A 21,415-nucleotide genomic window follows, 5' to 3' on the forward strand; every position below is an offset into this window, starting at 1 on the left:
CACGGGCTAAACTCGGTGTGAAAAAGATAAACTTCCTAGTGTCTGCTAGACACTGCGTCAGTTTTCCATTTTCACTTTGAGTTTAACGCCCTTTGTATCTTAGACTTGAGCATAAAAAACGCTCGTTAAAAACTTTTTGAATAAAAATATAGAAAAGGAACTATTTTCTCATGACAAAAGGAATCTTAGGGAAAAAAGTGGGAATGACTCAAATCTTCACTGAAGCTGGCGAATTGATCCCTGTAACAGTTATTGAAGCAACTCCAAACGTTGTTCTTCAAGTTAAAACTGTTGAAACAGATGGATACAACGCTATCCAAGTTGGTTTCGACGATAAACGTGAAGTATTGAGCAACAAACCTGCTAAAGGACATGTAGCAAAAGCTAACACGGCTCCTAAGCGCTTCATTCGTGAATTCAAAAACGTTGAAGGCTTAGAAGTTGGTGCTGAAATCACAGTAGAAACATTTGCAGCTGGAGACGTTGTTGACGTAACTGGTACTTCTAAAGGTAAAGGTTTCCAAGGTGTTATTAAACGCCACGGACAATCACGTGGACCAATGGCTCACGGTTCTCGTTACCACCGTCGTCCAGGTTCTATGGGACCTGTTGCACCTAACCGCGTATTCAAAGGTAAAAACCTTGCAGGACGTATGGGTGGAGATCGCGTAACAATTCAAAACCTTGAAGTTGTACAAGTTGTTCCAGAAAAGAACGTTATCCTTATCAAAGGTAACGTACCAGGTGCTAAGAAATCTCTTATCACTATCAAATCAGCAGTTAAAGCTGGTAAATAATAAAGAAAGGGGAAATCAGTCACAATGGCAAACGTAACATTATTTGACCAAACTGGTAAAGAAGCTGGCCAAGTGGTTCTTAACGATGCAGTATTTGGTATCGAACCAAACGAATCAGTTGTGTTTGATGTCATCATCAGTCAACGCGCAAGTCTTCGTCAAGGAACACACGCGGTTAAAAACCGCTCTGCAGTATCAGGTGGTGGACGCAAACCATGGCGTCAAAAAGGAACTGGACGTGCTCGTCAAGGTTCTATCCGCTCACCACAATGGCGTGGTGGTGGTGTTGTCTTCGGACCAACTCCACGTTCATACGGCTACAAACTTCCACAAAAAGTTCGTCGCCTAGCTCTTAAATCAGTTTACTCTGAAAAAGTTGCTGAAAACAAATTCGTAGCTGTAGACGCTCTTTCATTTACAGCTCCAAAAACTGCTGAATTTGCTAAAGTTCTTGCAGCATTGAGCATCGAATCTAAAGTACTTGTTATCCTTGAAGAAGGAAATGAATTCGCAGCTCTTTCAGCTCGTAACCTTCCAAACGTGAAAGTTGCAACTGCTACAACTGCAAGTGTTCTTGACATCGCAAATAGCGACAAACTTCTTGTCACACAAGCAGCTATCTCTAAAATCGAGGAGGTTCTTGCATAATGAATTTGTATGATGTTATCAAAAAACCTGTAATCACTGAAAGCTCAATGGCTCAACTAGAAGCAGGTAAATATGTATTTGAAGTTGACACTCGTGCACACAAACTTTTGATTAAGCAAGCTGTTGAAGCTGCTTTCGAAGGTGTTAAAGTTGCCAACGTTAACACAATCAACGTAAAACCAAAAGCTAAACGTGTTGGACGTTACACTGGTTTTACTAACAAAACTAAAAAAGCTATCATCACACTTACAGCTGATTCTAAAGCAATCGAGTTGTTTGCTGCTGAAGCTGAATAATCTAAGGAGGAAATATCGTGGGAATTCGTGTTTATAAACCAACAACAAACGGTCGCCGTAATATGACTTCTTTGGATTTCGCTGAAATCACAACAAGCACTCCTGAAAAATCATTGCTTGTTGCATTGAAGAGCAAGGCTGGTCGTAACAACAACGGTCGTATCACTGTTCGTCACCAAGGTGGTGGACACAAACGTTTCTACCGTTTGGTTGATTTCAAACGTAACAAAGATAACGTTGAAGCAGTTGTTAAAACTATCGAGTACGATCCAAACCGTTCTGCAAACATCGCTCTTGTACACTACACTGACGGTGTGAAAGCATACATCATCGCTCCAAAAGGTCTTGAAGTAGGTCAACGTATCGTTTCAGGTCCAGAAGCAGATATTAAAGTCGGAAACGCTCTTCCACTTGCTAACATCCCAGTTGGTACATTGATCCACAACATCGAGTTGAAACCAGGTCGTGGTGGAGAATTGGTCCGTGCTGCTGGAGCTTCTGCTCAAGTATTGGGTTCTGAAGGTAAATACGTTCTTGTTCGTCTTCAATCAGGTGAAGTTCGTATGATTCTTGGAACTTGTCGTGCTACAGTTGGTGTTGTCGGAAACGAGCAACATGGACTTGTAAACCTCGGTAAAGCAGGACGTAGCCGTTGGAAAGGTATCCGCCCAACAGTTCGTGGTTCTGTAATGAACCCTAACGATCACCCACACGGTGGTGGTGAAGGTAAAGCACCAGTTGGTCGTAAAGCACCATCTACTCCATGGGGCAAACCTGCTCTTGGTCTTAAAACTCGTAACAAGAAAGCGAAATCTGACAAACTTATCGTTCGTCGTCGCAACGAGAAATAATAAGCTAGTAGCTTAGTCTACTAGATAATCCGCCAGCTCGGTAGCGCTATGAATGGGCGCAAGCCGCTGTGGTACAACATTTAAAGGAGAAAATATAAAAATGGGACGCAGTCTTAAAAAAGGACCTTTCGTCGATGAGCATTTAATGAAAAAAATTGAAGCTCAAGCTAACGACGAAAAGAAAAAAGTTATTAAAACTTGGTCACGTCGTTCAACGATCTTCCCAAGTTTCATTGGTTATACTATCGCAGTTTATGATGGACGTAAACATGTACCTGTTTACATCCAAGAAGACATGGTAGGTCACAAACTTGGTGAATTTGCACCAACTCGTACTTACAAAGGTCACGCTGCAGACGACAAGAAAACACGTAGAAAATAAGGAGAACATAAATGGCAGAAATTACTTCAGCTAAAGCAATGGCTCGTACAGTACGTGTTTCACCTCGTAAATCACGTCTTGTTCTTGATAACATCCGTGGTAAAAGCGTAGCCGATGCAATCGCAATCTTGACATTCACTCCAAACAAAGCTGCTGGAATCATCTTGAAAGTTTTGAACTCAGCTGTAGCTAACGCTGAAAATAACTTTGGTTTGGATAAAGCTAATTTGGTAGTATCTGAAGCATTCGCTAACGAAGGACCAACTATGAAACGTTTCCGTCCACGTGCGAAAGGTTCAGCTTCACCAATCAACAAACGTACAGCTCACATCACTGTAGCTGTTGCAGAAAAATAAGGAGGTAAAATCGTGGGTCAAAAAGTACATCCAATTGGTATGCGTGTCGGCATCATCCGTGATTGGGATGCCAAATGGTATGCTGAAAAAGAATACGCGGATTACCTTCATGAAGATCTTGCAATCCGTAAATTCGTTCAAAAAGAACTTGCTGACGCAGCAGTTTCAACTATCGAAATTGAGCGTGCAGTTAACAAAGTTAATGTTTCACTTCACACTGCTAAACCAGGTATGGTTATCGGTAAAGGTGGAGCTAACGTTGATGCACTCCGTGCCAAACTTAACAAAATGACTGGAAAACAAGTACACATCAACATCATCGAAATCAAACAACCTGATTTGGATGCTCACCTTGTAGGTGAAGGAATTGCTCGTCAATTAGAGCAACGTGTCGCTTTCCGTCGTGCACAAAAACAAGCAATCCAACGTGCAATGCGTGCTGGAGCTAAAGGAATCAAAACTCAAGTATCAGGTCGTTTGAACGGTGCAGATATCGCCCGTGCTGAAGGATACTCTGAAGGGACTGTTCCACTTCACACACTTCGTGCAGATATCGATTACGCTTGGGAAGAAGCAGACACTACATACGGTAAACTTGGTGTTAAAGTATGGATCTACCGTGGTGAGGTTCTTCCAGCTCGTAAAAACACAAAAGGAGGTAAATAACCAATGTTAGTACCTAAACGTGTTAAACACCGTCGTGAATTCCGTGGAAAAATGCGCGGTGAAGCAAAAGGTGGAAAAGAAGTAGCATTTGGTGAATACGGTCTTCAAGCTACAACTAGCCACTGGATCACTAACCGCCAAATCGAAGCTGCTCGTATCGCCATGACTCGTTACATGAAACGTGGTGGTAAAGTTTGGATTAAAATCTTCCCACACAAATCATACACTGCTAAAGCTATCGGTGTGCGTATGGGATCTGGTAAAGGGGCACCTGAAGGTTGGGTAGCACCAGTTAAACGTGGTAAAGTGATGTTCGAAATCGCAGGTGTATCTGAAGAGATTGCACGCGAAGCGCTTCGTCTTGCTAGCCACAAATTGCCAGTTAAATGTAAATTCGTAAAACGTGAAGCAGAATAAGGAGAAGGCATGAAACTTAATGAAGTAAAAGAATTTGTTAAAGAACTTCGTGGTCTTTCTCAAGAAGAACTCGCGAAGCGCGAAAACGAATTGAAAAAAGAATTGTTCGAACTTCGCTTCCAAGCTGCTACTGGTCAATTAGAACAGACAGCACGCTTGAAAGAAGTTAAAAAACAAATCGCTCGTATCAAAACAGTTCAATCTGAAGCGAAATAATAGACTAGGGAAGGAGAAATTTCAATGGAACGCAATAATCGTAAAGTTCTTGTTGGACGTGTTGTATCTGACAAAATGGACAAGACAATCACAGTTGTAGTTGAAACAAAACGTAACCACCCAGTCTATGGTAAACGTATTAACTACTCTAAAAAATACAAAGCTCATGATGAAAACAATGTTGCCAAAGAAGGTGATATCGTACGTATCATGGAAACTCGTCCGCTTTCAGCTACAAAACGTTTCCGTCTTGTAGAAGTTGTTGAAGAAGCGGTCATCATCTAATCAAACCTGAAAGGAGAAAACTGAAATGATTCAAACAGAAACTCGTTTGAAAGTCGCAGACAACAGCGGTGCTCGTGAAATCTTGACTATCAAAGTTCTTGGTGGTTCAGGACGTAAATTTGCAAACATCGGTGATATTATTGTGGCATCTGTAAAACAAGCTACTCCTGGTGGTGCGGTTAAAAAAGGTGACGTTGTTAAAGCAGTTATCGTTCGTACTAAATCAGGTGCTCGTCGTGCTGATGGTTCATACATCAAATTTGACGAAAACGCAGCAGTTATCATCCGTGAAGACAAAACTCCTCGCGGAACACGTATCTTTGGTCCAGTTGCACGTGAATTGCGTGAAGGTGGCTTCATGAAGATTGTGTCACTTGCTCCAGAAGTACTTTAATTATTAGAAACAAACTAGTCCCCTAGCTTCAAGCTAGGGTGCCCTTATGGGCGTAAGAAAAATCAAGGAGAAACCTAATGTTTGTAAAAAAAGGCGACAAAGTTCGCGTAATCGCTGGTAAAGATAAGGGAACAGAAGCTGTTGTCCTTACTGCCCTTCCAAAAGTAAACAAAGTTATCGTTGAAGGTGTTAACATCGTTAAGAAACACCAACGTCCAACTAACGAGCTTCCTCAAGGTGGTATCATCGAGAAAGAAGCAGCTATCCACGTATCAAACGTTCAAGTATTGGACAAGAATGGTGTAGCTGGTCGTGTTGGTTACAAATTTGTAGACGGTAAAAAAGTTCGCTACAACAAAAAATCAGGCGAAGTGCTTGATTAATCACGAAGGAAAGGAGAAGTATAATGGCAAATCGTTTAAAAGAAAAATATCTTAATGAAGTAGTACCTGCTTTGACAGAACAATTCAACTACTCATCAGTGATGGCTGTGCCTAAAGTAGATAAGATCGTTTTGAACATGGGTGTTGGTGAAGCTGTATCAAACGCTAAAAGTCTTGAAAAAGCTGCTGAAGAATTGGCACTTATCTCAGGTCAAAAACCACTTATCACTAAAGCTAAAAAATCAATCGCCGGCTTCCGTCTTCGTGAAGGTGTTGCGATCGGTGCAAAAGTTACCCTTCGTGGTGAACGTATGTACGAATTCTTGGATAAATTGGTTTCAGTTTCACTTCCACGTGTACGTGACTTCCACGGTGTTCCAACAAAATCATTTGACGGACGCGGAAACTACACACTTGGTGTGAAAGAACAATTAATCTTCCCAGAAATCAACTTCGATGACGTTGACAAAACTCGTGGTCTTGATATCGTTATCGTAACAACTGCTAACACTGACGAAGAGTCACGTGCATTGCTTACAGGCCTTGGAATGCCTTTTGCAAAATAATATAGGAGGTAAATCTAATGGCTAAAAAATCAATGATTGCTAAGAACAAACGTCCAGCGAAGTTCTCTACTCAAGCTTATACTCGTTGTGAAAGATGTGGTCGTCCACATTCAGTTTACCGCAAATTTAAACTTTGCCGTGTTTGCTTCCGTGAATTAGCATACAAAGGTCAAATCCCTGGTGTAACAAAAGCATCTTGGTAATTTAAGATATCAAGGGCGTCAAAACTCTAAGTGAAAATAGGAAACTTGACGAAGAAACTGAAGTTTCTAGGAAAGTTTATCTTTTTCACACAGAGTTTAGCCCGGGTTCACTTTGACTTGCCAATTTGAACACGAGCTACAGCTTTGGTAAAAAAGACCAATTTTCTTTGGAGCATCGCTCCTGCATTAAATTGTCCATTTTTGCTCTTGCTGTTACGCTCTTTGTATCATGTATTAACTAGCAAGTGCAACTTGCAAACTACTAGTAAGAGGAGAATAAAAAAATGGTTATGACTGACCCAATCGCAGACTTCCTAACTCGTATTCGTAACGCTAACCAAGCTAAACACGAAGTACTTGAAGTACCTGCATCAAACATCAAAAAAGGGATTGCTGAAATCCTTAAACGCGAAGGTTTTGTAAAAAACGTTGAAATCATCGAAGATGACAAACAAGGCATCATCCGTGTATTCCTTAAATACGGACCAAACGGTGAAAAAGTTATCACTAACTTGAAACGTGTTTCTAAACCAGGACTTCGTGTCTACAAAAAACGTGAAGACCTTCCAAAAGTTCTTAACGGACTTGGAATTGCTATCCTTTCAACTTCTGAAGGTTTGCTTACTGATAAAGAAGCACGCCAAAAGAATGTTGGTGGTGAGGTTATCGCTTACGTTTGGTAATATTTAGCTCCCAATTTCTTTGTGACTCTTCGTTATCGTCTCTTGCCTAACCCAAAGTTATGCCTGCTAGACGATGCCTAGACTCACTTTGAAATTGAAACCTAAATGTCCCTTCAAATCGAGAAATCGATTTAACCCCGTGAAAACTGGCCGTTTTGGCCTGACAATTTAACAGGAGAAAATAAACATGTCACGTATTGGTAATAAAGTTATCGTGTTGCCTGCTGGTGTTGAAATCACTAACAATGACAACGTAGTAACTGTAAAAGGACCTAAAGGAGAACTTACTCGTGAGTTCTCAAAAGATATTGAAATCCGTGTGGAAGGTACTGAAGTAACTCTTCACCGTCCAAACGATTCAAAAGAAATGAAAACTATCCACGGAACTACTCGTGCCCTTTTGAACAACATGGTTGTTGGTGTATCAGAAGGATTCAAGAAAGAACTTGAAATGCGCGGGGTTGGTTACCGTGCACAACTTCAAGGATCTAAACTTGTTTTGGCTGTTGGTAAATCTCATCCAGACGAAGTTGAAGCTCCAGAAGGAATTACTTTTGAACTTCCAAACCCAACAACAATCGTTGTTAGCGGAATTTCAAAAGAAGTGGTTGGTCAAACAGCTGCTTACGTACGTAGCCTTCGTTCACCAGAACCATATAAAGGTAAAGGTATCCGTTACGTTGGTGAATTCGTTCGCCGTAAAGAAGGTAAAACAGGTAAATAATGTTGAGTGGTTGATTCTCAACTACCAACCTATTTTCCAACTTTGTGCATAGCACACGATTTAAAACTAAAGAGGTGAAAACTGTGATTTCAAAACCAGATAAAAACAAACTCCGCCAAAAACGCCACCGTCGCGTTCGCGGAAAACTCTCTGGAACTGCTGATCGCCCACGTTTGAACGTATTCCGTTCTAATACAGGCATCTACGCTCAAGTGATTGATGACGTAGCGGGTGTAACGCTCGCAAGTGCTTCAACTCTTGACAAAGAAGTTTCAAAAGGAACTAAAACTGAACAAGCCGTTGCTGTAGGTAAACTCGTTGCAGAACGTGCAAACGCTAAAGGTATTTCAGAAGTGGTGTTCGACCGCGGTGGATATCTATATCACGGACGTGTGAAAGCTTTGGCTGATGCAGCTCGTGAAAACGGATTGAAATTCTAATAGGAGGACACTAGAAAATGGCATTTAAAGACAATGCAGTTGAATTAGAAGAACGCGTAGTTGCTGTCAACCGTGTTACAAAAGTTGTTAAAGGTGGACGTCGTCTTCGTTTCGCAGCTCTTGTTGTTGTTGGTGACCACAACGGTCGCGTAGGATTTGGTACTGGTAAAGCTCAAGAAGTTCCAGAAGCAATCCGTAAAGCAGTAGACGATGCTAAGAAAAACTTGATCGAAGTTCCTATGGTTGGAACAACAATTCCACACGAAGTTCTTTCAGAATTCGGTGGAGCTAAAGTATTGTTGAAACCTGCTGTAGAAGGTTCTGGAGTTGCCGCTGGTGGTGCAGTTCGTGCCGTTGTGGAATTGGCAGGTGTGGCAGATATTACATCTAAATCACTTGGTTCTAACACTCCAATCAACATTGTTCGTGCAACTGTTGAAGGTTTGAAACAATTGAAACGCGCTGAAGAAGTTGCTGCTCTTCGTGGTATTTCAGTTTCTGATTTGGCATAAGAAAGGGGATAAAATGGCTCAAATTAAAATTACTTTGACTAAGTCTCCAATCGGACGCATTCCATCACAACGTAAAACTGTTGTAGCACTTGGACTTGGCAAATTGAACAGCTCTGTTATTAAAGAAGATAACGCTGCTATCCGTGGTATGATCACTGCAGTATCTCACTTGGTAACAGTTGAAGAAGTAAACTAATGAATTTTTAGGGGATGTGCACTATACCATCCCCTAAAACTAGATATAGTCATCAATGATGACGTCGTATAGGCGAGTTGATGGGGGAGACAACCTTTTCTCCCTTATCGGCGCTAGCATTTTACAAAAGAGGAGAAAATAAAAATGAAACTTCATGAATTGAAACCTGCAGAAGGTTCTCGTAAAGTACGTAACCGCGTTGGTCGTGGTACTTCATCAGGTAACGGTAAAACATCTGGTCGTGGTCAAAAAGGTCAAAAAGCTCGTAGCGGTGGCGGAGTTCGCCTTGGTTTTGAAGGTGGACAAACTCCATTGTTCCGTCGTCTTCCAAAACGTGGATTCACTAACATCAACGCTAAAGAATACGCAATTGTGAACCTTGACCAATTGAACGTCTTTGAAGATGGTGCTGAAGTAACTCCAGTTGTTCTTATCGAAGCAGGAATTGTTAAAGCTGAGAAATCAGGTGTTAAAATTCTTGGTAACGGTGAGTTGACTAAGAAATTGACTGTGAAAGCAGCTAAATTCTCTAAATCAGCTGAAGAAGCTATCACTGCTAAAGGTGGTTCAGTAGAAGTCATCTAAGAGAGGTGACCTATGTTTTTTAAATTATTAAGAGAAGCGCTTAAGGTCAAGCAAGTTCGATCAAAAATCTTTTTTACGATTTTTATCGTTTTGGTTTTTCGTATTGGAACTAGTATCACAGTTCCATTTGTCAATGCTAATAGCTTGAACGCCTTAAGTGGCCTATCATTCTTAAACATGTTGAGTTTAGTGTCAGGTAACGCCTTAAAAAACTTTTCGGTTTTTGCACTTGGTGTGAGTCCTTACATTACAGCTTCCATCGTTGTCCAACTTTTACAAATGGATATTTTACCGAAATTTGTAGAGTGGGGTAAACAAGGGGAAGTAGGCCGAAGAAAATTAAACCAAGCCACACGATATATTGCTCTTGTTCTTGCTTTTGTACAATCTATCGGGATTACAGCTGGTTTTAATACCTTGGCTGGAGCTCAATTGTTAACAACTGCTCTTACTCCACAAGTCTTTATCATGATTGGTATCATTCTAACAGCTGGTAGCATGATTGTGACTTGGTTGGGTGAGCAAATTACAGATAAGGGATACGGTAACGGTGTTTCTATGATTATCTTTGCAGGGATTGTTGCTTCAATCCCGGAGATGATTCAGGGAATCTATGTTGACTATTTTGTCAACGTACCAAGTAGTCGTATCAATTCATCTATTATTTTTGTAATCATATTGATTATCACAGTTTTGTTGATCATTTACTTTACAACCTATGTTCAACAAGCTGAATATAAAATTCCAATCCAATATACAAAGGTTGCGCAAGGAGCACCCTCTAGTTCATACCTTCCTTTGAAGGTCAATCCAGCAGGTGTTATCCCGGTTATCTTTGCAAGTTCCATTACTGCAGCTCCTGCAGCTATCTTGCAGTTTTTAAGTGCTACAGGTAATGATTGGACTTGGGTGCGTACAGCACAAGAAATGCTTGCAACTACATCACCTACTGGTATTGCCATGTATGCTTTATTGATTATTCTCTTTACATTCTTCTATACATTTGTACAGATTAATCCTGAAAAAGCTGCAGAAAACCTACAAAAAAGTGGGGCCTACATCCATGGTGTTCGTCCTGGTAAAGGAACAGAAGAATATATGTCTAAACTTCTTCGTCGTCTCGCAACTGTAGGATCGCTCTTCCTAGGTGTGATTTCAATCTTACCGATTGTAGCAAAAGATATTTTTGGACTTTCAGAAGCAGTTGCTTTTGGAGGAACCAGTCTTTTGATCATTATTTCAACTGGTATTGAAGGAATCAAGCAATTAGAAGGTTACCTATTGAAACGCAAGTATGTTGGTTTCATGGATAGAACAGAATAAAAGTATTTACATTAGTAGTAAATACTGAGAGAGTGGAGACATAAACTTTAACATATGTGAGGGTTTAGTCTCCCCTCTTCTATTTTGTTTTTAAACAGGGGTGAAAAGACTTTTTACTTCTATTTAAAAATAAAATAAGGAGATCAAATCATGAATCTTTTGATTATGGGCTTACCTGGTGCAGGTAAGGGAACTCAAGCAGCAAAAATCGTAGAACAATTCCATGTTGCACATATTTCAACAGGTGATATGTTCCGCGCTGCAATGGCAAATCAAACTGAAATGGGTGTTCTTGCTAAGTCATATATTGACAAGGGTGAATTAGTTCCTGATGAAGTTACAAATGGAATCGTAAAAGAACGTCTTTCACAAGATGATATTAAAGAAACAGGATTCTTGTTGGATGGTTACCCACGTACAATTGAACAAGCTCATGCTTTGGATAAAACTTTGGCTGAACTTGGCATTGAACTAGAAGGTGTTATCAACATTGAAGTAAATCCAGATAGCCTCTTGGAACGTTTGAGTGGCCGTATCATCCACCGCGTAACTGGAGAAACTTTCCACAAGGTCTTTAACCCACCAGTTGAATATAAAGAGGAAGATTACTACCAACGTGAAGATGATAAACCTGAGACAGTAAAACGTCGTTTGGATGTTAATATTGCTCAAGGGGAACCAATCATTGCTCACTACCGTGCCAAAGATTTGGTTCATGACATCGAAGGTAATCAAGATATCAATGATGTCTTCTCAGATATCGAAAAAGTATTGACAAATTTGAAATAAAGCGTTTTTCACACTTGCAATAATCCGCTACAAATGTTATACTGAGATAGTCTGACTTATAATTGTTGTCTCTGTGTCTAGAGGCATCGAATCGAAATTTATGGAGGTGCTTTTGCGTGGCAAAAGACGATGTGATTGAAGTTGAAGGCAAAGTAGTTGATACAATGCCGAATGCAATGTTTACGGTTGAACTTGAAAATGGACATCAGATTTTAGCAACAGTTTCTGGTAAAATTCGTAAAAACTATATTCGTATTTTAGCGGGAGATCGTGTTACTGTCGAAATGAGTCCATATGACTTGACACGTGGACGTATCACTTACCGCTTTAAATAATCGAAAAACTTGGAGGGATAAGAAATGAAAGTAAGACCATCGGTCAAACCAATTTGCGAATACTGTAAAGTTATTCGTCGTAATGGTCGTGTTATGGTAATTTGCCCAGCAAATCCAAAACACAAACAACGTCAAGGATAAGATAGAAAGGAGAAAACATGGCTCGTATTGCTGGAGTTGACATTCCAAATGACAAACGCGTAGTAATCTCATTGACTTATGTTTATGGTATCGGACTTGCAACATCTAAGAAAATTTTGGCTGCTGCTGGAATCTCAGAAGATGTTCGTGTACGTGATCTTACATCAGATCAAGAAGATGCTATCCGTCGCGAAGTGGATGCAATCAAAGTTGAAGGTGACCTTCGTCGTGAAGTAAACTTGAACATCAAACGTTTGATGGAAATCGGTTCATACCGTGGTATCCGTCACCGTCGTGGACTTCCTGTCCGTGGACAAAACACTAAAAACAACGCTCGCACTCGTAAAGGTAAAGCTGTTGCGATTGCAGGTAAGAAAAAATAATATAGGAGGTAAAAGTCTTGGCTAAACCAACACGTAAACGTCGTGTGAAAAAGAATATCGAATCTGGTATTGCTCATATTCACGCTACATTTAATAACACTATTGTTATGATTACTGATGTGCATGGTAATGCAATTTCTTGGTCATCTGCTGGTGCTCTTGGTTTTAAAGGTTCTCGTAAATCTACACCATTCGCTGCTCAAATGGCTTCTGAAGCTGCTGCTAAATCTGCACAAGAACACGGTCTTAAATCAGTTGAAGTTACTGTAAAAGGTCCAGGTTCTGGTCGTGAGTCAGCTATTCGTGCGCTTGCTGCCGCTGGTCTTGAAGTAACAGCAATTCGTGATGTGACTCCAGTGCCACACAATGGTGCTCGTCCTCCAAAACGTCGCCGTGTATAATCATCGCATTACACTGCTTTTCGTTTAAGAGGGAGTAACTAAATGATCGAGTTTGAAAAACCAAATATAACAAAAATTGATGAAAATAAAGATTATGGCAAGTTTGTAGTCGAACCGCTAGAACGTGGTTACGGTACAACTCTTGGTAACTCTCTTCGTCGTGTACTTCTAGCTTCTTTACCAGGAGCTGCAGTGACATCTATCAATATTGAAGGTGTCTTGCATGAGTTTGACACAGTTCCAGGTGTTCGTGAAGACGTGATGCAAATCATTCTGAACATTAAAGGAATTGCAGTGAAATCGTACGTTGAAGACGAAAAAATCATCGAACTAGATGTCGAAGGACCTGCTGAAGTGACAGCTGGAGATATTTTGACAGATAGCGATATTGAAATTGTAAATCCAGATCATTATCTCTTTACAATCGGTGAAGGTTCTTCTCTAAAAGCGACAATGACTGTTAACAGTGGTCGTGGATATGTACCTGCTGATGAAAATAAAAAGGATAATGCACCAGTTGGAACACTTGCTGTAGATTCTATTTATACACCAGTTACAAAAGTCAACTATCAAGTTGAACCTGCTCGTGTAGGTAGCAATGATGGTTTCGACAAATTAACCCTTGAAATCTTAACTAATGGAACAATTATTCCAGAAGATGCTTTAGGGCTTTCAGCACGTATCTTGACTGAACATCTTGATTTGTTTACAAATCTAACTGAGATTGCTAAGTCAACTGAAGTGATGAAAGAAGCTGATACTGAATCTGACGACCGTATTTTGGATCGTACGATTGAGGAACTGGACTTGTCTGTGCGCTCATACAACTGTTTGAAACGTGCTGGTATCAATACTGTGCATGATTTGACAGAAAAATCTGAAGCAGAGATGATGAAAGTAAGAAATCTTGGACGCAAGAGTTTGGAAGAAGTGAAACTCAAACTCATTGATTTGGGTCTTGGATTAAAAGATAAATAAAGGAGGAATAAATGGCTTACCGTAAACTAGGACGCACTAGCTCACAACGTAAAGCAATGCTTCGCGATTTGACAACTGACCTTTTGATCAACGAATCAATCGTGACTACTGAAGCTCGTGCTAAAGAAATCCGTAAAACTGTTGAAAAAATGATTACTCTAGGTAAACGTGGTGATTTGCATGCACGTCGTCAAGCAGCTGCTTTCGTACGTAATGAAATCGCATCTGAAAACTATGATGAAGCTACTGATAAGTACACTTCTACTACAGCACTTCAAAAATTGTTCTCAGAAATCGCACCTCGTTATGCTGAGCGTAACGGTGGATACACTCGTATCCTTAAGACTGAACCACGTCGTGGTGATGCAGCGCCAATGGCGATTATTGAATTAGTATAAAATCATCAATTTTGTTGAGTGTTATGATGATGGAGTCTTGTGCTCTTAGTCTAGCTCTGGTCTACCGCTAGGGTTTCGGTCCTAGCGGGAACACTCATCATAAGTTGGTATGGTAGACGCTTGTTTACGAAATTGTTTTTTATGTAAGAACAACTTCGTAAGCAGGCGTTTTTTAGTATTTTACTTAGAAATATGCTATACTAAGGGATAGAAAATTGTAGAATGTTCAGTTTTTCTAGAAAATAAAAAAGTGGAGTTGAGTTATGAAAGCAATTATAACTGTTGTCGGAAAAGATAAATCTGGAATTGTTGCAGGAGTTTCAGGTAAAATTGCAGAATTGGGATTGAATATTGATGATATTTCACAAACTGTTTTGGATGAGTACTTTACAATGATGGCTGTTGTTTCTAGTGATGAGAAGCAAGATTTTACTTATCTTCGAAATCAATTTGAGTCTTTTGGCCAAACTTTAAATGTCAAAATCAATATTCAAAGTGCAGCGATTTTTGAAGCCATGTACAATATCTAGGAGGTCATCATGGATATTAGACAAGTTACTGAAACTATTTCCATGATAGAGGAGCAAAACTTCGATATCAGAACTATTACTATGGGGATTTCTCTTTTAGACTGTATTGATCCAGATATCAATCGTGCTGCGGAAAAGATTTACCAAAAGATCACAACTAAGGCAGCTAATCTGGTGGCTGTCGGAGATGAAATTGCAGCTGAGTTGGGAATTCCTATCGTTAATAAGCGTGTATCGGTGACTCCTATTTCTCTGATTGGAGCAGCGACAGATGCGACAGACTATGTTGTTCTGGCAAAAGCGCTTGATAAGGCTGCGAAAGAGATTGGTGTGGACTTTATTGGTGGTTTCTCTGCCTTGGTACAAAAAGGTTATCAAAAGGGAGATGAGATTCTAATAAATTCTATTCCTCGTGCTTTGGCTGAAACGGATAAGGTTTGCTCGTCAGTTAATATTGGCTCAACCAAGTCTGGTATTAATATGACGGCTGTGGCAGATATGGGACGAGTTATCAAGGAAACGGCTAATCTATCAGATATGGGAGCGGCCAAGTTGGTTGTATTCGCTAATGCTGTTGAGGACAATCCATTTATGGCGGGTGCCTTTCATGGTGTTGGGGAGGCAGATGTTATCATCAATGTCGGAGTTTCTGGTCCTGGTGTGGTGAAACGTGCCTTGGAAAAAGTTCGTGGACAGAGCTTTGATGTAGTAGCCGAAACAGTTAAGAAAACTGCCTTTAAAATTACTCGTATCGGTCAATTGGTTGGTCAGATGGCTAGTGAAAGACTGGGTGTGGAGTTTGGTATTGTGGACTTGAGTTTGGCTCCAACTCCTGCGGTTGGAGATTCTGTAGCACGTGTCCTAGAAGAAATGGGACTAGAGACAGTTGGTACGCATGGAACGACGGCTGCCTTGGCTCTCTTGAACGACCAAGTTAAGAAGGGCGGAGTTATGGCCTGCAACCAAGTTGGTGGTTTGTCTGGTGCCTTTATCCCTGTTTCAGAGGATGAGGGGATGATTGCTGCAGTGCAAAATGGTTCTCTTAATTTGGAAAAATTAGAAGCTATGACGGCTATCTGTTCTGTTGGTTTGGATATGATTGCCATTCCAGAGGATACACCTGCTGAAACCATTGCGGCTATGATTGCAGATGAAGCTGCAATTGGTGTCATTAACATGAAAACAACAGCTGTTCGTATCATTCCAAAAGGAAAAGAGGGCGATATGATTGAATTTGGTGGCCTATTAGGAACTGCACCCGTTATGAAGGTCAATGGGGCTTCGTCTGTCGATTTTATCTCTCGTGGAGGCCAAATCCCGGCTCCAATCCATAGTTTTAAAAATTAAGAAATATGAGAAATTTTAAGTTCAATTTAAGGATGACTGTGTATACTATAATCATTAAATAAAGACCTCCTAACTTTATTTAATAGAAATCCTAAACTTTTTCATAATAATCTCCTAGAGAAGCTACCAAAGAGGTAGCTTTTCTTTTGTAGCCATTGGTAGAAGTAGCATAACTCTAGAATACGAATATTTCTTTGAAGCATGATATAATAGAAATAGATGGAGGACGGAAAATGGTAAAAGTACGATTGTATTTGGTACGTCATGGTAAGACCATGTTTAACACAATTGGTCGAGCGCAAGGTTGGAGTGATACTCCTTTGACAGCAGAAGGTGAATTAGGAATCCACGAGTTAGGTATTGGATTGAGAGAGTCAGGCCTACAGTTTGAACGTGCTTATTCAAGTGACTCAGGTCGTACGATTCAGACTATGGGAATTATACTTGAAGAACTTAGATTGCAAGGAAAAATCCCTTATCGCATGGACAAGCGTATCCGTGAGTGGTGTTTTGGTAGTTTTGATGGAGCCTATGATGGGGACCTGTTTATGGGTGTCATCCCTCGTGTCTTTAAGGTAGATCATGTTCATCAATTATCCTATGCAGAGTTGGCAGAAGGCCTGGTAGAGGTTGACACTGCTGGTTGGGCAGAAGGCTGGGAAAAACTCAGTGGCCGAATTAAGGAAGGTTTTGAAACGATTGCTAAAGAAATGGAAGAGCAGGGTGGAGGCAACGCCCTTGTTGTCAGCCACGGAATGACCATTGGAACCATTGTTTATTTGATTAATGGCATGCATCCGCATGGTTTAGACAATGGTAGTGTAACTATCCTTGAATATGAAGATGGCCAGTTTACTGTTGAAATTGTAGGTGACCGTCGTTACCGAGAACTAGGACGGGAGAAGATGGAGGAAGCCTCTATTTAATCAGTCTAGGTTTACTTGTCATGAACTAAGAATTTGATAGGAATATCAGGATAAGAAAAAACAGCCGAAGGTAATCCTTTCGGCTGTTTTTGATGTGGAAAACTAAAGTGTAATACTGTTATTTTTAGAGATTTTCATAAATAAGAGCAAGGAAGCTACTGTTAGAACAGTGAGGATAGTTGACAAGGCTGCGGCAACACCGTAATTTCCTCTGAGAACCTCTGTATAAATAGCTACAGTCATTGTTCTTGTTTTGACATTGTAGAGGAGGATAGAAGTAGAGAGTTCTGAAATCATTGTAACCCAAGATAGGATAGCTCCAGAAATAATACCAGATAGCATCATTGGAGTTGTAACCTTGGCAAAGGTATTGAAACGGCTACTTCCTAAGCTTTCAGCAGCTTCTTCAATACTTGGTGCTATTTGTTGCAAACTAGTAACAGATGAGCGAATAGTATAAGGTAATCTTCTGACAGATAGAGACATAATCAAGATGAAAGCAGTTCCTGTAATCATAAGAAATCCACTTCCAAATAGACCAGTATTGAAGGAAGAAATGAAGGCAATCCCTAGAACGGTTCCTGGTACAATATAAGGGACCATACTGAGGCTGTCAATTAAGTTTGTAAACAAATTCCGTTTTCTAACGGCTAGGTAGGAGATAAATGTTGCGAATAGGACAACTAGGACTAAGGCAATCAAAGGGATACGAATGGTATTGAAAATAGCAGACCCCATACGATTGAAAGCTACCTTGTAACTGTTGAGAGAATAGCCTTTGACAAATACCATACCAGATGTTTTTAGGAAAGAAGTATAAATCAAGTAGACTTGAGGTAGAACAGAGAACAAGATAATTCCGTAGACTGTTGCATAAATGGCAGCCATTTTTCCTTTTGTAGTTTTTTTAGGCTCAATTGGATGGAGTGAATTCATGCTGAAACTGTAGCGGTTTGAGATGTATTTTTGGATAAGGAAAATCGCCAAGGCAATGATAATCGCCATAACTGCTAAAGCAGATGCAAAGGCAGAATTTCCTCCAACCTCGCTAATAAATTGGGTATAAATCAGGACAGGGAAAGTCCGATATCCTTCACCAATCAACATAGGCGTTCCAAAGTCTGAGAATGCTCTCATAAATACAAGCAAGGCAGCAGCTAGTAAGGTTGGAACTAGAAGAGGTAAAACAACCGTTACGATACGCTTAAATCCGAAGGACCCCATGCTTTCAGCGGCTTCAAGTAGAGAATTGTCAATACTTTTCATTGTCCCAGCAACGTATAGAAATACCAGTGGGAATAGTTGCAGTGTAAAGACAAGTACAATTCCTTTGAATCCATAAATATCGATAGCTGGAAGATGAAAGGTATTTGTCAGGAATTTAGTAATGACCCCATTTCGTCCCAGCAAGAGAATCCAGGAGTATGCTCCCACGAAAGGAGCTGACATGGAAGCAATGATAATCAATATTTGTAGAAATTTCTTTCCCTTGAACTCATACATAGAGAAGAGATAAGCTAATAAGGTTCCTACAACTAAGGAAGTGACAGTAGCGGTAATGGAAACCTTGAAACTGTTGACGAGTGTCTCAGAGTAGTAGGCTTTACTAAAGAAAGTGACAAAATTAGCTAGTGAAAATTGTCCTTCATGTATGAGTGCTTGCTTGAGCACGGTAACGATAGGATAAACGAGAAAGACAAGATAGGTAAGAAAGATGAAGAAAGAGGAGGCTGTCCAAATATTTAGTTTTTTACGTTCCATGGTTGACTCCTTTTATCAGGTTTTGGGAACCATCCGCAGAAAAGACGTTTAATTTTTGAGTATTGATTCGTAGACGAATACGATCGCCTTTTTGTAGATCTTCTTCAAAAGTTGATTCTTCGCTAACTTGAATTTTTGAGGCAAAACCTGTCTCAATGAAATACTCCGTATTTAGTCCAAGATAGACGCTATCGCTAATAGTTCCTTCAATATCTCCAGATTCATCTTTGATAAACTCTTCAGGACGAATACTTACATGAATAGCTTGTTCCTCAGTCTGGTCAAGGGCTGGCATTCGAAGGGCATAGCTATCTGAAAAGACGATATAAGCGCCATCGCTCCGTTTTTCGAGATTGGCAGGGATAATATTTGTGCGTCCGATAAAGGTTGCTACAAACTCATTAGCTGGTTTATGATAGAGTTCTTTTGGCCGACCGATTTGTTGGATGACTCCGTCTTTCATAACAGCAATTTGGTCTGAAATAGCCATCGCTTCTTCTTGGTCGTGGGTCACATAGACGGTTGTAATTCCCACTTCGTGTTGGATTTCTCGAATGGCTTGACGCATATCCAAGCGAAGTTTGGCATCCAGATTACTAAGTGGCTCGTCCATGAGGAGAACACTTGGATTAACCGCTAAGGCACGTGCCAAGGCGACACGTTGTTGTTGTCCACCACTGAGTTTATCAGGTTTTCGATCTGCATATTGAGCAATTTGCATGAGTTCAAGATATTTATTGGTCTGTTGAATCAATTCTTCTTTTGGAACCTTCTTTTGCTTAAGACCAAAAGCAACATTGTCTCGGACGGTTAAATGTGGAAAAATAGCGTAGTTTTGGAAAACCATTCCGATATTGCGTTTGCTGGGTTCCGTATTATTGATTTTTGTATCATCGAAGTAAAATTCTCCGCCTTCGATACTGTTGAAACCTGCAATCATGCGAAGAAGAGTCGTTTTTCCACACCCTGAAGGACCAAGGATGGTAAAGAGACTTCCTTTGGGAACTGTAATGTTTAAATTATCAATAACAGGGACATCGTGGTAGATTTTTTTGGCGTTAATAATTTTGATCTCACTCATAGTGAACCTCTTTTACTGTTTAGATTGGATATCTGTAAAAATGTCATTGTACTTTTTAAGAATAGTGGATTTATTTTTAATGACATAATCGGAATCTTCGGTGGCAATCTTGATTTCTGTCATAGCCTTCATATTTTTATTGGTTTTAGCATTTTTACGAATAGGTCTGATTGTAGTTTCAGTTCCTAGCTTATCTTGGATTTCTTGAGAAAGGATGAAATCGATAAATTTCTTAGCGTTTTCCATGTGTTTGGCGTTTTTGACGATGGCCGCGTTACCAGGTAAAAAGACGGTTCCTTCTTTTGGATAAATGACTTTTACATCAACTCCATCATTTAAGAGTTTTAAGGCAGGGTCTTCATAGGTGAGTCCAACAGCCATTTCCCCATCGGCGACAGCTTTGTAAACATTTGAGGAGCTAGATGCAATCTTTCCATCTACTAGGGTAAATAGATTTTTCACATAGGTCCAAGCTTGTTCATTTTCGTATCCACCTTGGTCTACAAGCATGTTTGTTAGTTGTGCAAAGGCGCTAGAAGCATTACTTGGATCAGCAGTAGCAATTTTTCCTTTTAATTTAGGATTGAGCAGATCATTGTATCCTTCAATTTTAATATCTTTTGTAAGGGCTGAATTGGCAATGATGACACTGACATCAAGTGTATAAGGAGTGTAGAATCCGGTTTTATTTTGATATTCAGGGATTATCTGGTCGTTCTCTTGAGAAATATAAGGTTCAAAAAGATTTTCGTTAGAAGAGAAGAGGGCGTAGGAGCCTCCGAAAATGACATCGGCTACAGGGGATTCTTTTTCAGCCTCAGCTTTTTTGAACAATTCACCAGTGCTGGCTTGTACTAAGTCAACCTTAATACCATATTTTTCTTCGAAGGCTGGGATTGTTTCTTCGATAAGGTCTTCAGGGTTAGGCGAGTAGACAACCAAAGTGTTATTCGAATCTGTTTCAGTGTTAGTTCCTGCTTCTGTTGTTGAAGAACATCCTGTTAAAGTAAGAAATATCCATCCACAAGAGAGAAAAAATAGTAGTTTTTTCATAATAATCTCCTTTTTCACGAACGTTTTAACTCCGCAACTTGCTTAATGTTTATAATTTGCAGAGTTCTATAGGATATAATAAAAACCTTAAAGAAATCTAAAATGGGGAATATGAGTCAAAGGCGCTAGGGAAAAAGATGGAAGAGACAAATAATCGATATAAGCTAATTTCAAGTGCTTGCTAATTTTTTATACTGCTAAATAATACTCTTCGAAAAGCTCTTAAAACCACGTCAGCTTCGCCTTGGATTATATATGTGACTGACTTTGTCAGTCTTATCTACAACCTCAAAGCAGTGCTTTGAGCAGCCTGCGTCTAGCTTTCTAGTTTGCTCTTTGATTTTCATTGAGTATAAGCTGGATTTGCGA

34 protein-coding genes are annotated in these 21,415 nt (G+C 40.1%); 31 read left to right on the forward strand and 3 right to left on the reverse strand.

The window, feature by feature from the left end; translation table 11 throughout:
- Positions 1 to 170 precede the first annotated feature (170 nt).
- From rplC to HMPREF1117_RS04075, 31 genes are all read left to right on the forward strand, one after another.
- Positions 171 to 797, forward strand: a complete 627-nt coding sequence (gene rplC, locus HMPREF1117_RS03925) for a 50S ribosomal protein L3 (protein WP_000160197.1) — start codon at positions 171 to 173, stop codon at positions 795 to 797.
- A gap of 24 nt (positions 798 to 821) precedes the next feature.
- Positions 822 to 1,445 (forward strand): 50S ribosomal protein L4, encoded by a 624-nt coding sequence (gene rplD / locus HMPREF1117_RS03930; RefSeq protein ID WP_000024538.1) that lies wholly within the window; start codon positions 822 to 824, stop codon positions 1,443 to 1,445.
- Positions 1,445 to 1,741 carry a 50S ribosomal protein L23 gene (locus tag HMPREF1117_RS03935; protein WP_001055347.1) on the forward strand — a complete coding sequence of 99 codons (297 nt, stop codon included), beginning with the start codon at positions 1,445 to 1,447 and terminating at the stop codon, positions 1,739 to 1,741. Before rplD ends, HMPREF1117_RS03935 begins: the two co-directional genes overlap by 1 nt.
- 17 nt (positions 1,742 to 1,758) lie before the next feature.
- On the forward strand, positions 1,759 to 2,592 hold the full coding sequence (rplB, locus tag HMPREF1117_RS03940; RefSeq protein WP_000512911.1) for a 50S ribosomal protein L2: 834 nt from the start codon (positions 1,759 to 1,761) through the stop codon (positions 2,590 to 2,592).
- A 100-nt stretch (positions 2,593 to 2,692) separates the two neighbouring features.
- On the forward strand, positions 2,693 to 2,974 hold the full coding sequence (gene rpsS / locus HMPREF1117_RS03945) for a 30S ribosomal protein S19 (protein WP_000533763.1): 282 nt from the start codon (positions 2,693 to 2,695) through the stop codon (positions 2,972 to 2,974).
- A gap of 11 nt (positions 2,975 to 2,985) precedes the next feature.
- The gene (gene rplV / locus HMPREF1117_RS03950) at positions 2,986 to 3,330 is read left to right on the forward strand and encodes a 50S ribosomal protein L22 (RefSeq protein WP_000818138.1); all 345 of its coding nucleotides are present in this window, start codon (positions 2,986 to 2,988) and stop codon (positions 3,328 to 3,330) included.
- Positions 3,331 to 3,342: 12 nt separating this feature from the next.
- Positions 3,343 to 3,996 carry a 30S ribosomal protein S3 gene (gene rpsC / locus HMPREF1117_RS03955; protein ID WP_000529938.1) on the forward strand — a complete coding sequence of 218 codons (654 nt, stop codon included), beginning with the start codon at positions 3,343 to 3,345 and terminating at the stop codon, positions 3,994 to 3,996.
- Positions 3,997 to 3,999: 3 nt separating this feature from the next.
- Positions 4,000 to 4,413 (forward strand): 50S ribosomal protein L16, encoded by a 414-nt coding sequence (rplP, locus tag HMPREF1117_RS03960; protein ID WP_000960946.1) that lies wholly within the window; start codon positions 4,000 to 4,002, stop codon positions 4,411 to 4,413.
- Between the two features lie 9 nt (positions 4,414 to 4,422).
- Entirely contained in the window at positions 4,423 to 4,629 is a 207-nt protein-coding gene (rpmC, locus tag HMPREF1117_RS03965; RefSeq protein WP_000772918.1) for a 50S ribosomal protein L29, read from the forward strand.
- 24 nt (positions 4,630 to 4,653) lie between these two features.
- Positions 4,654 to 4,914, forward strand: a complete 261-nt coding sequence (gene rpsQ, locus HMPREF1117_RS03970) for a 30S ribosomal protein S17 (RefSeq protein WP_000440801.1) — start codon at positions 4,654 to 4,656, stop codon at positions 4,912 to 4,914.
- Positions 4,915 to 4,939: 25 nt separating this feature from the next.
- On the forward strand, positions 4,940 to 5,308 hold the full coding sequence (gene rplN / locus HMPREF1117_RS03975; protein WP_000616543.1) for a 50S ribosomal protein L14: 369 nt from the start codon (positions 4,940 to 4,942) through the stop codon (positions 5,306 to 5,308).
- Positions 5,309 to 5,385: 77 nt separating this feature from the next.
- A complete protein-coding gene (gene rplX, locus HMPREF1117_RS03980; protein ID WP_000497691.1) occupies positions 5,386 to 5,691 on the forward strand; it encodes a 50S ribosomal protein L24 in 306 nt (101 codons plus the stop codon).
- A gap of 23 nt (positions 5,692 to 5,714) precedes the next feature.
- The gene (rplE, locus tag HMPREF1117_RS03985; RefSeq protein ID WP_000013542.1) at positions 5,715 to 6,257 is read left to right on the forward strand and encodes a 50S ribosomal protein L5; all 543 of its coding nucleotides are present in this window, start codon (positions 5,715 to 5,717) and stop codon (positions 6,255 to 6,257) included.
- Positions 6,258 to 6,274: 17 nt separating this feature from the next.
- On the forward strand, positions 6,275 to 6,460 hold the full coding sequence (locus HMPREF1117_RS03990; protein ID WP_001085699.1) for a type Z 30S ribosomal protein S14: 186 nt from the start codon (positions 6,275 to 6,277) through the stop codon (positions 6,458 to 6,460).
- A 284-nt stretch (positions 6,461 to 6,744) separates the two neighbouring features.
- Positions 6,745 to 7,143 (forward strand): 30S ribosomal protein S8, encoded by a 399-nt coding sequence (rpsH, locus tag HMPREF1117_RS03995; protein WP_000245504.1) that lies wholly within the window; start codon positions 6,745 to 6,747, stop codon positions 7,141 to 7,143.
- Positions 7,144 to 7,330: 187 nt separating this feature from the next.
- Entirely contained in the window at positions 7,331 to 7,867 is a 537-nt protein-coding gene (gene rplF / locus HMPREF1117_RS04000; protein ID WP_000086626.1) for a 50S ribosomal protein L6, read from the forward strand.
- Between the two features lie 83 nt (positions 7,868 to 7,950).
- Positions 7,951 to 8,307, forward strand: a complete 357-nt coding sequence (rplR, locus tag HMPREF1117_RS04005; protein ID WP_000624044.1) for a 50S ribosomal protein L18 — start codon at positions 7,951 to 7,953, stop codon at positions 8,305 to 8,307.
- A 17-nt stretch (positions 8,308 to 8,324) separates the two neighbouring features.
- Positions 8,325 to 8,819, forward strand: a complete 495-nt coding sequence (gene rpsE, locus HMPREF1117_RS04010) for a 30S ribosomal protein S5 (protein WP_000874202.1) — start codon at positions 8,325 to 8,327, stop codon at positions 8,817 to 8,819.
- A 13-nt stretch (positions 8,820 to 8,832) separates the two neighbouring features.
- The gene (rpmD, locus tag HMPREF1117_RS04015; protein WP_000057241.1) at positions 8,833 to 9,015 is read left to right on the forward strand and encodes a 50S ribosomal protein L30; all 183 of its coding nucleotides are present in this window, start codon (positions 8,833 to 8,835) and stop codon (positions 9,013 to 9,015) included.
- Between the two features lie 144 nt (positions 9,016 to 9,159).
- Entirely contained in the window at positions 9,160 to 9,600 is a 441-nt protein-coding gene (rplO, locus tag HMPREF1117_RS04020) for a 50S ribosomal protein L15 (protein ID WP_000766089.1), read from the forward strand.
- Between the two features lie 12 nt (positions 9,601 to 9,612).
- A complete protein-coding gene (secY, locus tag HMPREF1117_RS04025; protein WP_000465392.1) occupies positions 9,613 to 10,923 on the forward strand; it encodes a preprotein translocase subunit SecY in 1,311 nt (436 codons plus the stop codon).
- A gap of 150 nt (positions 10,924 to 11,073) precedes the next feature.
- Entirely contained in the window at positions 11,074 to 11,712 is a 639-nt protein-coding gene (locus HMPREF1117_RS04030; protein WP_001050440.1) for an adenylate kinase, read from the forward strand.
- 116 nt (positions 11,713 to 11,828) lie between these two features.
- Positions 11,829 to 12,047 (forward strand): translation initiation factor IF-1, encoded by a 219-nt coding sequence (gene infA, locus HMPREF1117_RS04035; RefSeq protein WP_001029883.1) that lies wholly within the window; start codon positions 11,829 to 11,831, stop codon positions 12,045 to 12,047.
- A gap of 24 nt (positions 12,048 to 12,071) precedes the next feature.
- A complete protein-coding gene (rpmJ, locus tag HMPREF1117_RS04040) occupies positions 12,072 to 12,188 on the forward strand; it encodes a 50S ribosomal protein L36 (RefSeq protein ID WP_001808836.1) in 117 nt (38 codons plus the stop codon).
- A gap of 17 nt (positions 12,189 to 12,205) precedes the next feature.
- Positions 12,206 to 12,571 carry a 30S ribosomal protein S13 gene (gene rpsM, locus HMPREF1117_RS04045; RefSeq protein WP_000090781.1) on the forward strand — a complete coding sequence of 122 codons (366 nt, stop codon included), beginning with the start codon at positions 12,206 to 12,208 and terminating at the stop codon, positions 12,569 to 12,571.
- A 17-nt stretch (positions 12,572 to 12,588) separates the two neighbouring features.
- Positions 12,589 to 12,972, forward strand: coding sequence for a 30S ribosomal protein S11 (gene rpsK / locus HMPREF1117_RS04050; protein WP_001118386.1), 384 nt, complete (start codon positions 12,589 to 12,591; stop codon positions 12,970 to 12,972).
- Positions 12,973 to 13,014: 42 nt separating this feature from the next.
- The gene (locus HMPREF1117_RS04055; RefSeq protein WP_000568999.1) at positions 13,015 to 13,950 is read left to right on the forward strand and encodes a DNA-directed RNA polymerase subunit alpha; all 936 of its coding nucleotides are present in this window, start codon (positions 13,015 to 13,017) and stop codon (positions 13,948 to 13,950) included.
- Between the two features lie 11 nt (positions 13,951 to 13,961).
- Positions 13,962 to 14,348 (forward strand): 50S ribosomal protein L17, encoded by a 387-nt coding sequence (gene rplQ / locus HMPREF1117_RS04060; RefSeq protein WP_000331493.1) that lies wholly within the window; start codon positions 13,962 to 13,964, stop codon positions 14,346 to 14,348.
- A gap of 263 nt (positions 14,349 to 14,611) precedes the next feature.
- The gene (locus tag HMPREF1117_RS04065; protein WP_000644128.1) at positions 14,612 to 14,878 is read left to right on the forward strand and encodes an ACT domain-containing protein; all 267 of its coding nucleotides are present in this window, start codon (positions 14,612 to 14,614) and stop codon (positions 14,876 to 14,878) included.
- A 9-nt stretch (positions 14,879 to 14,887) separates the two neighbouring features.
- Positions 14,888 to 16,225, forward strand: a complete 1,338-nt coding sequence (locus HMPREF1117_RS04070) for a PFL family protein (protein ID WP_000354927.1) — start codon at positions 14,888 to 14,890, stop codon at positions 16,223 to 16,225.
- 233 nt (positions 16,226 to 16,458) lie between these two features.
- On the forward strand, positions 16,459 to 17,151 hold the full coding sequence (locus HMPREF1117_RS04075) for a histidine phosphatase family protein (protein ID WP_000241533.1): 693 nt from the start codon (positions 16,459 to 16,461) through the stop codon (positions 17,149 to 17,151).
- A 102-nt stretch (positions 17,152 to 17,253) separates the two neighbouring features.
- On the opposite strand, the gene HMPREF1117_RS04080 is transcribed toward HMPREF1117_RS04075, so the two are convergent.
- Genes HMPREF1117_RS04080 through HMPREF1117_RS04090 form a run of 3 tightly spaced genes read right to left on the reverse strand, consistent with a single transcriptional unit; the run spans position 17,254 to position 21,046 of the window.
- Complete coding sequence (locus tag HMPREF1117_RS04080; protein ID WP_000440020.1) at positions 17,254 to 18,912, reverse strand: ABC transporter permease; 1,659 nt, start codon at positions 18,910 to 18,912, stop codon at positions 17,254 to 17,256.
- The gene (locus HMPREF1117_RS04085) at positions 18,902 to 19,993 is read right to left on the reverse strand and encodes an ABC transporter ATP-binding protein (RefSeq protein ID WP_001289682.1); all 1,092 of its coding nucleotides are present in this window, start codon (positions 19,991 to 19,993) and stop codon (positions 18,902 to 18,904) included. The genes HMPREF1117_RS04080 and HMPREF1117_RS04085 overlap by 11 nt, the downstream gene beginning before the upstream one ends.
- Positions 19,994 to 20,005: 12 nt before the next feature.
- Positions 20,006 to 21,046, reverse strand: coding sequence for an ABC transporter substrate-binding protein (locus tag HMPREF1117_RS04090; RefSeq protein WP_000734579.1), 1,041 nt, complete (start codon positions 21,044 to 21,046; stop codon positions 20,006 to 20,008).
- Positions 21,047 to 21,415: the final 369 nt, after the last annotated feature.

The organism is Streptococcus sp. SK643 (assembly GCF_000259505.1).
GTDB lineage: Bacteria > Bacillota > Bacilli > Lactobacillales > Streptococcaceae > Streptococcus.